The following is a 14716-nucleotide window of genomic DNA, read 5'->3' on the forward strand; positions in this document are numbered from 1 at the left end:
GCATGCGTCCTGCATCAGTACCGTCACCAGCAACTCTCGGGCTGACTAGACCGACCGCAGCGGAGGACCTTGCCCGCTTAGGCTGGGACAACGCTGACTCTTTGGATTTGTTGTGGACACTGGCGGCTGCCGGTGACCCAGACTTGGCCTTGAATACCCTCATGAGGGTCTTTGAAGGCGCTCCTGAGATTGGCCCGGCACTGCGAGAAGATGAGACATTCCGAGTGCGACTCATCGCTCTGCTCGGAGGTTCTTCGGCTTTTGGAGATCATCTCGCCGCAAACCCCGGCACGTGGCAAGAACTGCAGCGGGCGTTGCCTACTCCCACGGAAATGCTGCATACGCTGCTCACTACGATTGGCGCAGAGCCGGCAACGTTTGCTGAGCAACCGGATCGTCCCGATACTGCCAGCGAGGATCTCACCACGCCGGGTACGTACCGCGCGGAAGCGGGGGAGCACAAAGCACAGCTCAAGACGGTCTACCGCACGCTGATGATGCGCATTGCTGCCCACGATCTGGCAGGAACATTTCATTCTCGAAAAGGACAGTCGCGGCCACAGCCGCGCGTTGGATTCCGCGAGGTGACCAGGCTGACAACAGCGCTTGCAGACGCAGCACTGACGGCCGCCCTGGCAAGCGCGGTGCGCGTTGTCTACGGCGATGACCCACTCGATGCCCAGTTATCAGTGATCGCAATGGGCAAGTGTGGTGCTGGCGAGCTCAATTACATTTCAGACGTCGACGTCCTTTTCGTCGGCTCGGAGGCCACACCGCGAGTAACCCGACTAGCTTCAGAATTTAACCGAATCGGTTCAGCGTGTTTCTTCGAGGTCGATGCAAACCTTCGCCCCGAAGGAAAGTCTGGCGCCTTGGTGCGTACCTTGGATTCGCATATTGCGTACTACAAGCGGTGGGCAGAAACCTGGGAGTTTCAAGCACAGCTCAAGGCCCGCCCCCAGACGGGATACATGCCGTTGGGTAAGGACTATGTGGACAACATCGGCCCCATGGTGTGGACTGCTTCGCAGCGTGAGTCATTTGTTGAGGATGTGCAGGCCATGCGTCGCCGTGTCCTCGATAACGTGCCGGAAGATATGCGTCACCGTGAGCTTAAGCTCGGTGAGGGTGGATTGCGTGATGTCGAATTCGCGGTGCAGTTGCTCCAGCTCGTCCATGGGCGCTCCGATGACACTCTTCGCACACTCGCTACGGTGGATGCACTTGCCGCTCTCGTACGCGCAGGCTACGTGGGCCGTGAAGACGGTACCCAGCTCATTGAGGCTTATGAATTCCTGCGCTTGCTGGAACACCGCTTGCAGTTGGAGCGCTTCCGCCGCACCCACACTATGCCGGCCAGTGATGATGCCAGCGCGCTGAAGTGGCTAGCCCTCAATGCAGGCTTCCACTCCCAAGGGCAGCAATCAGCCGCAGACAGGATGAACGAGCACCTGCGTAAAATTCGTGTGCTGATTTCGGAATTGCACTCGCGCCTGTTCTACCGGCCGCTTCTTAACTCCGTGGCGTCGATGTCTGCAGATGAGCTCAAGCTCTCCCGCGAGGCCGCGCTCCTACAGCTGGCGGCCTTGGGATATCGCCACCCTGACCGTGCCTTCGAGCACCTCACCTCGCTCGCCGCGGGAAGCTCGCGCAAGGCGCGCATCCAAGCTATTTTGCTTCCTACGCTGATGGAATGGCTTTCCTTCACGGCAGACCCTGACATGGGCCTGCTGAATTACCGGAAGTTGTCGGAGGCTGCCTATGACAGGAATTGGTTCCTCCGCATGCTCCGTGATGAGGGCGTGGTGGGCCAGCGTCTCATGAAGATCTTGGGCACCTCGCCGTTTACGTCGGAGCTCATCATCAAGGCCCCTGATGTGGTGAAACAGCTCTCTGACGGTGCGGCGGGTCCGAAGCTGTTGGAGACCAAGCCGGAGCAGGTCTCCTCTGCACTCATCAACTCAACGAAACGTCATGCCAACCCAGATAAAGCCGTGGCAGTGGCACGGTCATTGCGTCGCGCGGAGCTCGCCCGCATTGCGTCGGCAGACTTGCTGGGATTCCTTCCTGTACAACAGGTATGCCACGAGCTTTCCACCATCTGGAATGCCGTTCTGGAGGCCGCGTTGCGGGCCGAAGTTCGTGCTTGGCGCCTTGCGGAAGAGGATGCTGAGCCGCCGGCGCGCATCGCGGTGATTGGCATGGGGCGTCTCGGTGGCATGGAGCTGGGATTTGGTTCGGATGCTGACGTCATTGTTGTGGCCGAGCCGACGGAGGGCGTTGAGGAATCGGCTGCGATCTCGTGGGCAATCAGCATCATTGATAAGCTGCGTCGCCGCTTGGCCAAGCCGTCCGGTGACCCACCATTGGACGTTGACTTGGGTTTGCGCCCTGAAGGGCGCTCGGGAGCTGTCGTGCGCTCGATTGAGTCCTATGAGCGTTACTACTCCCGCTGGGGTGAGTCCTGGGAGATGCAGGCCCTCTTGCGCGCTGCCTTTGTCGCTGGCGACAGGGAGGTGGGCGAGCAGTTTATGACGATGATTGATGGATTCCGCTACCCAGCAGATGGCGCGAGTGAAAAGACTCTGCGGGATATACGCAGGATGAAAGCGCGGGTTGATAATGAGCGCCTGCCTCGTGGCGCAGACCGTAATACCCACACCAAGCTGGGCCGTGGAGGCCTCACCGATATTGAGTGGACCGTGCAGCTCTTGCAAATGATGCATGCTCACGAAGTACCGGAACTGCATGATCCGTCCACGCTCCGCGTCTTGGATGCGCTGGAGGAGCATGAGGTTATTCCTGCTTCACACGTCCAGGACCTACGTGAGGCGTGGCTGTTGGCCACTGACGCCCGAAATGCACTCGTCCTCGTGCGTGGCAAACGCGTAGACCAGCTTCCAGCACCCGGCCCACAGCTAGCTCAGGTCGCCGGTGCATCCGGCTGGGCGCCGGAGAATAACCAGGATTTTCTCGAGCACTATCTCAAAGTCACTCGCCATGCCCGCAAGGTGGTGGATGAGGTGTTCTGGGGAGAAACGGAATCCTTTGAACACGATTAATGAGAACAACAAGATTCAGATCTCAGGGTTATCCCTGAACTTGCTGCTAAACCCTGTTCTTTCCCGTGCGAAAGCGATACTCTGAGGAGCAAACGGAATGAAAGGTTTTCCCTTCTCCGCAGTGCCCCTCCCAAACCGAAGGATTACCAGACCATGAGCCTAAACCTTTCTCTCGACCTTGCCGGTGCTACGCTGGCTGACCTTGAAGCATTCCTCGCTGCAGCGCGTGCCGCCCACAGCGATCCGAAGGCGGAGCTCAGCGTGGAAGGAACGGTGATGCGAGTGGACGTCGATAAGCCGCGCGTGCGCCCAGTGGAACCGCAGCCGGAGAGGCGCCCACGCACCGGCATGGATCGCCCAGTGGCAGAAAGCACCATTCGCTCGATCATTGATGCACTTTCTGAGCGTCTAGATCCGCCGTACCCACCGCGCGGAAGTTCCTTCGGAACTTTTGGCCCTGATGTGGATTAAACCGTAGGAACGAGGGCGCATTAGAGTGATGGGCGTGAAGTCCAAGCAAATAATCGCCGTGTGGATTGTGGTGGTGCTCGCAGTCCTAGCGGTTGTTGGTGTTGGCTGGTGGTTTACTGAGCGGCAACATACCCCGGAGAATTTTTTGACAGTGCAGGACGTTGTTAACGGCGGCGTGCCCCAAGACCAGTCGGTCAATGTGAATGCGGATTCAGCGGAGAAAGACCGCATTGTGGCGCTAGCAGAAGCGCTCGGAATTCCTGCGGAGTCGGTGCCACGCGGCATCCTGTCGGTGTCGACTGATGTTTACCGCTCCCGCCAGGTCCTGCAAGGAGAGCTGAAGAAGGCCGTAGAGAGCGGGACCATCACAAAGGACGATGCTGCAGGCACTCTTGCCGCCTTCGACGCCGGCATTGTTACCCCAGCGATGGGGCCCATCATCGCAGAATCTACCCCAGCAGATTAGAGAGCGCGCAGCGACTGGCAGAGACTCGGCAGAGACCCGGCATGGTGCTGGCAGGCGGGGTGCTTAGTCTCAAACGCACACATAATGAAACGGTAAAGGTGGTGCGTTGAGATGGAGAAACGTCGACGGTTGCGAGAGCTCCTGCGGACGGTGTGCGGGGTCAGCCTCGCCATCCTCGTTCCCATCGGTGGGGGATTAGGGATGTTTGCGGTGGCAAATGGGGTGCCCCGGGAGATGCAGATCAACACGCTGCCCTGGGGCTAGCCCACCTGCACGATGGTGGTGCGCGGGCGCGTGTCGCCACCCCGTCTACGCAGGATGTGGGTGATGATGACGCCCACGATGCCCACGCCCCACACGCCCAGCACTGCCCAGGCAGCTAGGCGGAAATCATGCATGGGATACGCAGGGCCATGGCCCAAGTGGTCCAGAAACACGCCGAAAAGCTGCGCACCCAGCATAGAGGAAATGAACCCACCCATATTGCCCAAACCGGTCGCGGTGGCGACAACGCTGCGCTCGAGGTTTTCGCGCACAATGTCGAACCCATAATTCGCCACCGGCGTGCACAGGGAGACCAAGCTGATGAGGATGAACAGGGACAGGTAGCTTCCGCCGGCGAGGAAGAAGGCGACCCACACCGCGATATGGACAGCGACGAAGCTGAGGGTAAGCCATGGGCGGTACCCGCTTGCCCGTGAGGAGAGCTTGCCGTGCAGAGGGCCGACCAGAACCATGCATACGCTAAACCACGTCAGAACCCAGCCGGCTTCCGTCTTGGAAAAGCCCAGGCCAGCCGTCATCATCGGCATACCCCACAGCATGACGAAAACATTAGTGGCTGCCAAGCCTACCCAGTGGATGAAGAAGGCCTGCCAGGCTACTGGGGAGCGCAGCACGGTGGCTAGCAGTGAGCCAAGACCGTGGGACCCAGAGTTGGGGCGTTCTTTTGGAGCTTTAACAATGCCGAGGGATTCCGGAGAGTCCGCCACCGCCACCGCGGCAGCCACAGCGATGAGGATGCCCACCGCGCCCAGCGTGACAAACGCCGTGGTCCATCCGGCCCAGCCCAGAACGAGGGAGAACGGGATGGCGGACATGAATTGGCCCAGCTGACCTAGCGAGGAGGTCACCTGGGTAAACATGGGGGTGCGGTGCAGTGGGAACCAGTAAGGGAGGATGCGCATTACTGACAGGAAGGCGGTGGCATCGCCCGCACCGATTAATATGCGGGCAGCGATGGCCACCCAGTAGTTCGTGGTAAAACCCAACACAACTTGGCCTAGGCCCATGATGACCGAGCCGATAACAAGCAGGCGGCGCGGACCGAATTTATCAATGAGCATGCCGGTGGGGATTTGTGCGAGGGCGTAGACGCCCAGCTGAACCGAGGTAAACACCGCAATGCGTGAGGCGTCCACTTCGAAGCGGTTGATGGCTTCCAGCCCGGCCACGCCAAAGGATGTGCGCCCGGTCATCGCCACGATGTAGACCAGCATGGCTGCTACCCAAACAGAGAGAGCTTTGGTAGTGATGACTTCGCGAGGATGAGGGGCTGACATGGCTGATACTTTACGCCGCACCCACTAAGATGCAGGGGGTGAAGTACATTTCGACCCGAGACACCGACCGCCAGCCGGCCTCCTTTACGGACATCCTCCTCGGAGGTTTGGCTCCTGACGGAGGCCTGTACCTGCCGGAATCCTATCCCCGTATCGATGATGCCACCCTGACCGCGTGGCGTCAGACGCTCGCGGAGGGCGGCTACGCGGCGCTGGCCGCAGAGGTGCTGAAGCTCTTCGTGGATGACATCCCGAAGGATGACCTCGAGGGCATTGCGCAACGCGCTTACACTTACCCCAAGTTTGCCCATGAGGAGATCGTCCCCGTCAGCGAGCTGGGGGAGGGACTGCACATCGGTCACCTCTCGGAAGGCCCCACAGCCGCCTTCAAGGACATGGCCATGCAGATGCTCGGTGAGCTCTTCGAATACGAGCTGGCACGCCGCGGTGAAACACTCAACATTTTGGGCGCCACCTCGGGTGATACCGGCTCCTCTGCTGAATATGCCATGCGTGGCCGCCATGGTATCCGCGTCTTCATGCTGACCCCGGCTGGGCGGATGACGCCGTTCCAGCAGGCACAGATGTTTGGACTCGATGACCCGAACATCTTCAATATCGCCCTCGACGGCGTCTTCGATGACTGCCAGGACGTGGTGAAGGCCGTGTCTGCCGATGCCTCCTTCAAGGCGGAGCACCGCATTGGTGCCGTGAACTCCATCAACTGGGCTCGCCTCATGGCGCAGATTGTCTATTACATCAACTGCTACCTCAAGGTCACCACGGAGAATACCCAGAAGGTTTCCTTCAGCGTGCCCACCGGCAACTTCGGCGATATTTGCGCGGGCCATATCGCTCGCCAGATGGGCTTGCCCATTGACCGCCTCATTGTCGCGACGAATGAGAATGACGTCCTCGATGAGTTCTTCCGCACCGGCAGCTACCGCCCGCGCTCTTCTGCGCAGACACACAAGACTTCCTCACCGTCCATGGATATTTCCCGCGCCTCCAACTTCGAGCGCTTCGTCTTCGACCTGCTGGGCCGCGATGCCGCCCAGGTCGGCGAGCTCTTCGGCGTGAAGGTCAAGGAGGGCGGTTTTAGCGTGGACAAGGATGTTCTCGACGCTGCGCGCCAGGAGTATGGCTTCCTGTCCGGCGCTTCCACACATGCTGATCGCCTCGCCACTATCAAGGACGTGCACGAGAAGTACCATGTCCTCGTTGATCCGCACACTGCAGATGGCATCAAGGTGGCCCGCGCGGTTAAGGATGAGCATGGGGTAGAGAGCCCCATCGTGTGCTTGGAAACTGCCCTGCCGGTGAAGTTCTCTGAGACCATCGCGGAGGCCATCGGTACCGAGCCGGACGTTCCCGAGCGTTTCGCGGGCATCATGGACGCCGAGCGCCACGTCAAGGACTTGCCCAATGACGCAGGTGCGGTGAAGGATTACATTACGGCGTCGATTAGCAGCACGGAGGTCTAAACCCATGGGACAAGAGCAATTTTCAGGCCCGGAATACTTCACCGAGTTTGATCCAGAAAAGTTTATCCGTGACATGAAGCAGGTTGCGGAGATGGAAAAAGAGAAGAACGCGAAGGCGGAAGAGGCTAGCCCAGAGCAGGATGACTAGGCTTATCCTCCTCGGCGTGGTGTGCGCCATGAGCCTGGGGGTGGCGGCCTGCGTACCTGCGGAGGATAACCACTCCGAGGCAGGCAGCGCCCCGTACACAACCGTTGTGCCGTCGACACCACGGGCAGAAAGCCCGGGCTCGTCGCCGGTTCCTCCAGGTACCGCCCTGGACGTCAGCTCCCGTGAGCCCGTGCCCGGTGAGAACTTTGATTTCAACCTGTGCACGGTGGCCTGGAGCTTTGTGCTTGATGACGCCCGCACGATCGCCGTCACCGCTTCCCATTGCGGCGAGCCCGGCGATACGGTGTGGGCCGGCAATGCGGAGGGGGAGTTTACGTACCCTGCCGATCCGGTGGGCAGCATTATCTATTCGGACTTGTCTGCCCCAGACACGCATGGGCTGGACTTCGCCCTCGTAGAGATCTCCCGTCAGGCGGAGTTTTACTCCCCACAGGACATGCCCACCTCCGTAGCTGCGGCGGGGGAGAGCGCCTTGCCTGCGGAGGTGTGCAAGCTAGGGCGCATTACAGGAGAGACCTGCGGGCAACTAACGCACCGCGAAGGTCCTGGCAAGCTCACCTATGCTGAGCGCACGGTGGATACCGTTTCTGCGCGGGCGCAAGCGTGCTCGGCCCGCGGCGACTCCGGTGCGCCGGTGTACGGCGCGCCGGGCACGCCGCAGGAGGGCATCATCGTGGGGGTGCTATCGGGCACGACGGATGCGGACATCGATGGTGTTGATTGTGCGAACGGTGCTGGCGCCGAAATGTCCTTCACCGTGGCCGCGGACATCGAAGCAGTCCTCCCGGAGATTCTGGACAACCTGTGACCCATTAGGATAAGGTCCATGCCCACTCCTGATTATATTCTGTCCCTGCGTGAGAAAATTGGCCACGACCAGCTTTTTCTTCCCGCCGTCACCGCGGTGATCGTGCGTGCGGTGCCAACTGGCTCAGCTATCTGGGAGCTGCCGTCGGTGCTCTTGGCCCAACGCGCTGATAACGGAAACTGGGCTCCGGTCTCCGGTATTTGTGAGCCGGGGGAGGAGATCACTACGACGGCGCTGCGGGAGGTTAAGGAAGAAATCGGCCTCGATGGTCGTATCGAAGCCCTCCTCGGTGTGGGCCAGGTTGGGCCCGTGACTTTTCCCAACGGGGATCAGTGCATGTTTATGGATACCGCTATCCGCGTGTCCGTTCCGGATGATGCCGAGCCTGTCGTGTCAGACGACGAAAATCTTGATGCGCAGTGGTTTTCCGTGGCGCAGATGCCAACGTCCGTCAGCGCTCGCCACCGCATGATCATCGGCGATGCGGTAGCGCAGATGAAACACCCCCAGGGTTTTCGCCCGCGGATGGGTTACGTCAAGCGTAACCAGTAAGCCAGCTCCGCAGATTCGGTGACGACAATGACCTCACCATCCACGATGGACTCTTCCAGTTCTTCCTTAGTAATCCAGGGGCTGTGCTTGTCGACGCCCACGATGACCCGCTCCGCCACCGTTATCAGCAGGCGCCCGTGGGAGGAAAGGGTGAGGAAGAGGGGGACGTCGCCAAGCGCATAGCTCCACGCAGTGGCGTAGACATCTCGCGCACCTGGCCCCAAGTAGGAGGTCTCCAGCAGGAGCTGCCCGCGGCGCAGGTAGACGCCCTCGCGCGGGAGGCCTCTGAGCACCTCCCGCACAGCGTCAACGTTGGCGTGGTCGAGGGCAATGAAGGTTACTGGGGGCGTCATGGCTAACCTTGGGATGAAGGTAGTTTCCTTGGGGGAATTATAAAGTATTAGCAGAGGCTCATGAATGTGCTTGATGTGTGGACTGCGTCATTCTTATGGTGGAGCCATGATGACACACGCACTGAAGAAAGCAACCATTGCCACCGCCTTTGTCGCGCTGACCGGAAGTGCTCTCGGCACCGGCGCGGCCGGCGCGGCCGAGCCGACCTCCACCGGCCCCCTTGGCTCGAGCTCCAGTGACCTCCTGCAGCTGAGCTCCACCATCCTTGGCCACAAGGATGGCAGCCAGGAAGGCAACAAGGGCGACGAGCAGGGCTCCGGCCTCATTGAGAAGTATGAGGAAGTCGAGGGTCTAAAGGATGTGCTTCCGGCCGATGAAGCACAGAAGGCTATTGAAGGAACCTTCACGGCGAAGAAGAACGATGCCGTATCTATCACCTTCGACAAGGACGGCACCCTGTCCTTCAATGACGGCTGCAATCAGGGCACGGGCACCTACCACTTTGATCAGACCAACGCTATCGTCATTGAAAATCTCGCTGAAACCAGGATGGCGTGTGAAGAGCCGGTGATGGCTGATGCCCAGGATTTCAAGTCGATTCTGGATATAAAACCCGCCGTCTTCCCCGCTGACGATTCCACTTACGCTCTCGGCGCTCAGGGCATCGTCATTCAGTTTGTCAAGTCTGAGGGCAAGTAAAAATTCGACACTAGCGGTCGGCCTAAAACAGGCTGGCCGCTTCTTTTCTGCCCCATGAGGGGCAGCATGCTAGGCCATCACGAGCACCGGAAGAGCGCGGGTGATGACCATCAATTGCGGCGGGGTGCCTGCCTAGGAGGAAATGCTTTCCTTGGAGAAAGTATAAAGTTCTCGCGCAAACTCATCAAAAGCCTTGCGGTGTGAGTGCGGTGCTATTTAGGGTGAAACCATGATGACACACACACTCAAGAAAGCGACCATTGCAACCGCGTTCGCAGCACTGACCTGCGGCGCCCTTGGCACCGGCGTTGCTGGTGCTGTGGAATCTGCCCCCACCAACCCCTTCGCCTCCAGCTCCAGCCAGTTCGCACAGCTGAGCTCCAAGATCTTTGGCGGCCAAGATGATGAGAAGGGATCCGGCCTCGTTGAAAAGATCGACGATGTCGAGGGCCTGAAGGCGCCACTTTCCGCCGATGAGGCCAACAAGGTTCTCCTCGACGGCCCGTTTGAAGCCAAGAAGAACAAGAACATCACCATCGGCTTCCAGGAAGACGGCACCGTTGGCCTTGATGACGGTTGCAATGGCGGCAGCGGAACGTACACGGTCAATGAGAAGACTGGCACCGTGGAATTGAAGGACGTGATGACCACGAAAATGGGCTGCGAACAGTCCGTCATGGAGGATGCACGGGCATTCAATCTTGTCATGACCAAGCCGCAGGTCTACGTCATTGATGACTCGACCATTGCTTTTGCCGCTCAGGGCCAGGTCATTCAGTTTGTTAAAGCTGCGGAGTAAATAAACTGCGCTGTACGGTGGCTAGCGCGCGACGGGCTGGCCACCTTCTTTTGCGTTCTCAGCAATTCGGCGGCCTTCGATAGCCCAGCTGACAAAGCGGCTGGAGCACGCTGTCCAGTGAGCAATGAGCAAAATAGGCAGGCTTAGGGAGATGAGATCCAAAAGCTGAGAGCCGTTGACAAGCGCGACTTGATGGCCTCCCATGCTCACCGTCCCCGGCGGGAAGGTGCACGCCCACCATGCTGGCGTGTACTCGGTCCACCGAGCAATGTTGGGGTAGAACTTTGCCATTGCCCACAGCGCGAGGGGAATGGCAATCACCATGGCGGTGAGGCCGTAGTACACCGAGAACTTGCCTGGATACAGGATCTGCATTGCCGTCGTGGACTGGCCCACCACGCCCAGCGGAACCCACGTGGTGGCGGAATTCGCGCCCTCGAGGTTCACCTTGCCGTGCCAGGCGGCCCAGTAGACACGGATGAACGTTGGTACCGCCGTCAGAATCGACATGGCAAAGAAGGCGGTGCCCATGACGTGGTAGATCTGGCCGTAGTCGCGGGCGCAGAAACCGGCGACGGAAGAGGAAATCATCGGGCCCACCAGCGGCAAACCCCACGTAAATCGGGGCTCTCCATCGAAGCGGGTGAGCTGAATGGCCCATGTGATGACGGTGACGGGGGCACCAATCCAGAAACCGACGAGACGGAAAATCGGCATGCCTGTCAGACCCGACAGCGCCGCGCCGAGCGCCAAAATACCAATGAAGTACATGGACCATTCGGCCATCGTGGTGCGTGCGAAGCTGGGCTGACGGTAGTGCGCAAAGCCAATCGTGAGCACCAAGAAGATGACGCAGGCGATACCCGCAAAAAGTGCCGAGCCGATCATGATGCCGTCCTCAACGAGGAGGCGAGAGACGATCGACGTACCCATGAGGCTGCCTCCCCACGCGGGGCCAGGCGGCGGCAATTGGCGGAATCTATCAGTCACAGATGGCATAGTAGTTTCTTTCGATCCTGTACGCCCCATCCTGAAGGCCAAAAGCGCGGTGAGTTTTCACTGATTTGTTGTACGCAGTTGCTGAGGACACAAGGCGGTGTGTCGTGCGTGGCTGAAAGTGGAGATGCGTGACCGGCGACCCCTTGCCTAGTTGTAGATTGTCCCGTCCGGGTCGGCAGCTCGGACTACCTCTTCTACCGCAGAGCACAGGGCAGGGTCAGTGATGTATCCATCTTGGCAGCCGTGGTAGGTCTGTATTTCTCCTGAGGTGGGGTTACGTGCGCCATTGTCAGCGGTGCCGTAGCCGCATTCTGCTGCCGAGCCTACGCATTCCTTACTATCTACTGGGGCGGGCTGGTGTTCATCGTCCAGGACCTGTTCTTCCTCTTGAGCGTCGAAGCACCATTGGGAGTAGGAAACTGAGCCGTCTGACCAGCGGGCAGAGCCGGGGGATCCGTCGAGACACTCAACAACGGTCGGCTCCGCACTCGGGGCGTCCTTTTCCTGTCGAGCGTTGTCTGGGACTGTGGGATCCGGTGTTCGGGCTTGGTCTGAGGTGGAGGTTTCGGCTTGGATAGAGCTTTCCTCCGAGGTGGAGTTTGGCGAGGTTGAGGTTGTACTGCCGGACAGCGCACTAGAGGTAGAAGGGACGGGGTGTGGTGTTTCTTCGCTGGGGCTGCTGCATCCAGCGACGGCGAGAACTGTAGCGGCGAGAATGAGGGTGTGCTTTTTCATACTGCTTGCCTTTTCATGGGGAAGTTGCCGTGTGCTTCTATTTCTACTCGCCCAAAAGAGTCCCGGGTGAGTTCGCCGGACCAAGCTGTGGACACTGGCATGTGAATTATAATGTGCCATTTTGGGTTGAGTGACGCGCTGGTTCCACACACCCTTAGAATTCGCCGTCCGCTGAACACATGAAAAATCCCTGGCCTGCCCAAACGGCCAGACCAGGGAATCCTGCGAGATTTAGCAGTCGTAGTACATCTCAAACTCCAGCGGAGTCGGACGCAAGCGAGACGGCGCGATTTCGTTTTCACGCTTGTACTCGATGTAGGTCTCGATAAGGTCCTCAGAGAAGACATCGCCTTCGGTCAGGAAGTCGTTGTCCTCCTCCAGCGCAGCCAGGGAGGCCTCCAAGGAGGTCGGTGCCTGCGGGATGGACGCAGCCTCTGCCGGCGGCAGCTCGTAGAGGTCCTTGTCCACCGGAGCGTGCGGCTCAATGCGGTTCTTCACACCATCCAGGCCGGCCATCATCATGGCAGCGAAACCCAGGTACGGGTTACCGGACGGGTCCGGTGCACGGAACTCGATGCGCTTGGCCTTCGGGTTGGAGCCGGTAATCGGGATGCGGATAGCAGCAGAACGGTTACGCTGCGAGTACACCAGGTTGATCGGGGCCTCGAAGCCTGGAACCAGACGGTGGTAGGAGTTCAGCGTTGGGTTGGTGAACGCCAAAACAGCCGGTGCATGGGCCAAGATGCCGCCGATGTAGTAGCGGGCCATGTCAGACAGCCCAGCGTAGCCAGCCTCATCGTGGAAGAGCGGCTGGCCGTCCTTCCACAGGGACATGTGGGCATGCATACCAGAACCGTTGTCACCAGCCAGCGGCTTCGGCATGAAGGTGACGGTCTTGCCGTACTGCTCAGCGGTGTTTTTGATGATGTACTTAAAGGTTTGAATATCATCCGCCGCGTGCAGCAAGGAGTCGAAGCGGTAGTTGATCTCGTTCTGGCCGCTGCCTACCTCGTGGTGGAAACGTTCAATGGCGAAGCCGGCCTTCTGTAGCTGCTGCACCATGGCATCGCGGACTTCGCCGTGCTTGTCGACGGGCGCGGTGGGGAAGTATCCGCCCTTCACGCGAGTCTTGAAACCGGTGTTCGGGGTGCCATCGAAGTTGGTCTCGGAACCACGGTTCCACCAGCCCTCATCGGTGTCCACCTCGTAGAAACCGTTGTGCACTTCAGTGCCGTAGCGAACAGAGTCAAAGATGTAGAACTCTGCCTCTGCGCCGAAGTTGCAAGTATCGGCGATACCGGTAGAAGCGAGGTACTCCTCGGCCTTGCGGGCGATGTTGCGCGGGTCGCGGCTGAACGACTCGAGAGTAAACGGATCGTGGACGAAGAACTTAATGTTCAGGGTCTTCGCGGTGCGGAACGGATCCACGAAAGCCGTGGTCGGATCCGGCAGGAGGGTCATATCCGACTCATCGATGGTGGTGAATCCGCGGATGGAGGAGCCATCGAAAGCGAGGCCCTCAGCGGCCGCGTCCTCGGTGAACTCATCTGCTGGAATGGAAAAGTGGTGCTCGGCGCCGGGAACGTCCGTGAAGCGGATGTCAACGAACTTGACGTCCTCTTCCTTGATGAATTTGACGACGTCCTGGATTGTCTCGAAGGACACGGTTGTCTCCTGTTGGTTGACCTGTAGTACTCCCGATCAGTTTACAGGTAGTGAGCCCACCACTGGGGCAGGTGGGGTAGGCAATGGGAAATTTCATCCCGTTACCGCCCGCCGACTAGATTGGTGGGCATGGCAGACAACAAAGATGGCTTCGGGCCGGGGGAGTGGCCCGGAAAGGATCTCGGCCTCCCCAAGGAGGGGGCAGGTGCACTCGCCTCCGTGATGCGCCGCACAGGGGGCGTGCTCATAGATTGGCTTTTGGCCATGCTCATAGCGAACCTTCTTGAGCTATTCACCAGTTCTCTTGGCGGGCCTGCCTTTCTTGGCTATGCGGTCTGGGCTGTCATGGGCATTGTGTGCGGCTGGCTCTTTGCCCGCACCCCGGGGATGCTCATTCTTGGGATGGGCGTGGCCCGACTGGATGAGCCGGGTGCCACTGTGGGCTTCTGGCGCGCTGCTGTCCGCACGCTGCTCACCGGTGTGCTTTTCCCAGCCGCAATGGTGGACGCCGATGGCCGTGGCCTCCACGACCGCGCCACTGGCACCGCCGTCATCATGGCCTAAAACCTGTCCGGTGCCAACCGGGCCGTGTCCACAACACACCATACGTGGAATTGGGCAGATGGCGTCCAGCAAATGGCATCTTGGAAAGCTAGGCGCCGCACCTGGCACTTATGTATGCCCTCAATGCGGCGGGAGCAGCGTGGATGGCGGTGAAACAGTTTTCACCGCTGCCGGCGGCCTATTCTATGACAGTGATGGGGAATCGAGGGAGATCCCCGCGTCGTTGAGCGCTGCCCGCCCGGCGGGAGTGAGACGCACGGCCCGGGTACGACCCCTGCGGGAAAGCCATTCCTTATCCAGCAGAGTCTTGCAGATTCCCGTGCCGAG

15 protein-coding genes are annotated in these 14716 nt (G+C 59.6%); 10 read left to right on the forward strand and 5 right to left on the reverse strand.

Going from position 1 to position 14716, the window contains the following annotated elements:
• Positions 1–2: 2 nt before the first annotated feature.
• The 3 genes from M5J09_RS12285 (at position 3) to M5J09_RS12295 (ending at position 3999) form a co-directional block, all read left to right on the forward strand.
• A complete protein-coding gene (locus M5J09_RS12285; RefSeq protein ID WP_257158059.1) occupies positions 3–3062 on the forward strand; it encodes a bifunctional [glutamine synthetase] adenylyltransferase/[glutamine synthetase]-adenylyl-L-tyrosine phosphorylase in 3060 nt (1019 codons plus the stop codon).
• Between the two features lie 153 nt (positions 3063–3215).
• Positions 3216–3533: a hypothetical protein gene (locus M5J09_RS12290; protein ID WP_257158060.1), complete on the forward strand. Its 318-nt coding sequence runs from the start codon at positions 3216–3218 to the stop codon at positions 3531–3533.
• Positions 3534–3561: 28 nt separating this feature from the next.
• Positions 3562–3999: a hypothetical protein gene (locus tag M5J09_RS12295; protein WP_257158069.1), complete on the forward strand. Its 438-nt coding sequence runs from the start codon at positions 3562–3564 to the stop codon at positions 3997–3999.
• Between the two features lie 260 nt (positions 4000–4259).
• Here M5J09_RS12295 and M5J09_RS12300 read toward each other — a convergent pair whose 3' ends face one another.
• Positions 4260–5561 carry a nitrate/nitrite transporter gene (locus M5J09_RS12300; RefSeq protein WP_257158061.1) on the reverse strand — a complete coding sequence of 434 codons (1302 nt, stop codon included), beginning with the start codon at positions 5559–5561 and terminating at the stop codon, positions 4260–4262.
• Positions 5562–5599: 38 nt separating this feature from the next.
• Between M5J09_RS12300 and thrC the strand changes: the two genes are divergently transcribed.
• Genes thrC through M5J09_RS12320 form a run of 4 tightly spaced genes read left to right on the forward strand, consistent with a single transcriptional unit; the run spans position 5600 to position 8574 of the window.
• The gene (gene thrC / locus M5J09_RS12305) at positions 5600–7045 is read left to right on the forward strand and encodes a threonine synthase (RefSeq protein ID WP_257158062.1); all 1446 of its coding nucleotides are present in this window, start codon (positions 5600–5602) and stop codon (positions 7043–7045) included.
• A gap of 4 nt (positions 7046–7049) precedes the next feature.
• Complete coding sequence (locus M5J09_RS12310; protein ID WP_186302195.1) at positions 7050–7193, forward strand: hypothetical protein; 144 nt, start codon at positions 7050–7052, stop codon at positions 7191–7193.
• Positions 7186–8022: a S1 family peptidase gene (locus M5J09_RS12315; protein WP_257158063.1), complete on the forward strand. Its 837-nt coding sequence runs from the start codon at positions 7186–7188 to the stop codon at positions 8020–8022. Before M5J09_RS12310 ends, M5J09_RS12315 begins: the two co-directional genes overlap by 8 nt.
• Positions 8023–8040: 18 nt before the next feature.
• Positions 8041–8574, forward strand: a complete 534-nt coding sequence (locus M5J09_RS12320; protein ID WP_144793184.1) for an NUDIX domain-containing protein — start codon at positions 8041–8043, stop codon at positions 8572–8574.
• Here M5J09_RS12320 and M5J09_RS12325 read toward each other — a convergent pair.
• The gene (locus M5J09_RS12325; RefSeq protein ID WP_257158064.1) at positions 8553–8927 is read right to left on the reverse strand and encodes a hypothetical protein; all 375 of its coding nucleotides are present in this window, start codon (positions 8925–8927) and stop codon (positions 8553–8555) included. The two genes, M5J09_RS12320 and M5J09_RS12325, sit on opposite strands and share 22 nt — an antisense overlap.
• A 106-nt stretch (positions 8928–9033) precedes the next feature.
• Between M5J09_RS12325 and M5J09_RS12330 the strand changes: the two genes are divergently transcribed.
• Positions 9034–9627, forward strand: coding sequence for an META domain-containing protein (locus M5J09_RS12330; protein WP_257158065.1), 594 nt, complete (start codon positions 9034–9036; stop codon positions 9625–9627).
• 229 nt (positions 9628–9856) lie between these two features.
• Complete coding sequence (locus M5J09_RS12335; protein ID WP_257158066.1) at positions 9857–10426, forward strand: META domain-containing protein; 570 nt, start codon at positions 9857–9859, stop codon at positions 10424–10426.
• Between the two features lie 21 nt (positions 10427–10447).
• On the opposite strand, the gene M5J09_RS12340 is transcribed toward M5J09_RS12335, so the two are convergent.
• The 3 genes from M5J09_RS12340 to glnA all read right to left on the reverse strand — a co-directional run bounded on the left by M5J09_RS12340 (position 10448) and on the right by glnA (position 13825).
• Positions 10448–11425, reverse strand: a complete 978-nt coding sequence (locus tag M5J09_RS12340) for a hypothetical protein (protein ID WP_257158067.1) — start codon at positions 11423–11425, stop codon at positions 10448–10450.
• Positions 11426–11572: 147 nt separating this feature from the next.
• Positions 11573–12160: a hypothetical protein gene (locus M5J09_RS12345; RefSeq protein WP_257158068.1), complete on the reverse strand. Its 588-nt coding sequence runs from the start codon at positions 12158–12160 to the stop codon at positions 11573–11575.
• A 231-nt stretch (positions 12161–12391) separates the two neighbouring features.
• The gene (gene glnA, locus M5J09_RS12350; RefSeq protein WP_070538327.1) at positions 12392–13825 is read right to left on the reverse strand and encodes a type I glutamate--ammonia ligase; all 1434 of its coding nucleotides are present in this window, start codon (positions 13823–13825) and stop codon (positions 12392–12394) included.
• A 129-nt stretch (positions 13826–13954) separates the two neighbouring features.
• On the opposite strand from glnA, the gene M5J09_RS12355 reads away from it, so the two are divergent.
• Positions 13955–14389 carry an RDD family protein gene (locus M5J09_RS12355; protein WP_042531661.1) on the forward strand — a complete coding sequence of 145 codons (435 nt, stop codon included), beginning with the start codon at positions 13955–13957 and terminating at the stop codon, positions 14387–14389.
• Positions 14390–14716: the final 327 nt, after the last annotated feature.

It is taken from the genome of Corynebacterium sp. BF-R-2 (genome assembly GCF_024586525.1).
GTDB classification, from domain to species: Bacteria; Actinomycetota; Actinomycetes; order Mycobacteriales; family Mycobacteriaceae; genus Corynebacterium; species Corynebacterium singulare.

What these genes read in the sequence shown, in the direction of transcription:
- M5J09_RS12335 (WP_257158066.1), top strand. Translation starts at nt 9,857, where the DNA reads ATGATGACACACACACTCAAGAAAGCGACCATTGCAACCGCGTTCGCA.
- M5J09_RS12355 (WP_042531661.1), top strand. Translation starts at nt 13,955, where the DNA reads ATGGCAGACAACAAAGATGGCTTCGGGCCGGGGGAGTGGCCCGGAAAG.
- M5J09_RS12285 (WP_257158059.1), top strand. Translation starts at nt 3, where the DNA reads ATGCGTCCTGCATCAGTACCGTCACCAGCAACTCTCGGGCTGACTAGA.
- M5J09_RS12315 (WP_257158063.1), top strand. Translation starts at nt 7,186, where the DNA reads ATGACTAGGCTTATCCTCCTCGGCGTGGTGTGCGCCATGAGCCTGGGG.
- M5J09_RS12290 (WP_257158060.1), top strand. Translation starts at nt 3,216, where the DNA reads ATGAGCCTAAACCTTTCTCTCGACCTTGCCGGTGCTACGCTGGCTGAC.
- M5J09_RS12320 (WP_144793184.1), top strand. Translation starts at nt 8,041, where the DNA reads ATGCCCACTCCTGATTATATTCTGTCCCTGCGTGAGAAAATTGGCCAC.
- M5J09_RS12340 (WP_257158067.1), bottom strand. Translation starts at nt 11,425, where the DNA reads ATGCCATCTGTGACTGATAGATTCCGCCAATTGCCGCCGCCTGGCCCC.
- M5J09_RS12310 (WP_186302195.1), top strand. Translation starts at nt 7,050, where the DNA reads ATGGGACAAGAGCAATTTTCAGGCCCGGAATACTTCACCGAGTTTGAT.
- M5J09_RS12345 (WP_257158068.1), bottom strand. Translation starts at nt 12,160, where the DNA reads ATGAAAAAGCACACCCTCATTCTCGCCGCTACAGTTCTCGCCGTCGCT.
- M5J09_RS12330 (WP_257158065.1), top strand. Translation starts at nt 9,034, where the DNA reads ATGATGACACACGCACTGAAGAAAGCAACCATTGCCACCGCCTTTGTC.
- M5J09_RS12300 (WP_257158061.1), bottom strand. Translation starts at nt 5,561, where the DNA reads ATGTCAGCCCCTCATCCTCGCGAAGTCATCACTACCAAAGCTCTCTCT.
- M5J09_RS12325 (WP_257158064.1), bottom strand. Translation starts at nt 8,927, where the DNA reads ATGACGCCCCCAGTAACCTTCATTGCCCTCGACCACGCCAACGTTGAC.
- M5J09_RS12295 (WP_257158069.1), top strand. Translation starts at nt 3,562, where the DNA reads ATGGGCGTGAAGTCCAAGCAAATAATCGCCGTGTGGATTGTGGTGGTG.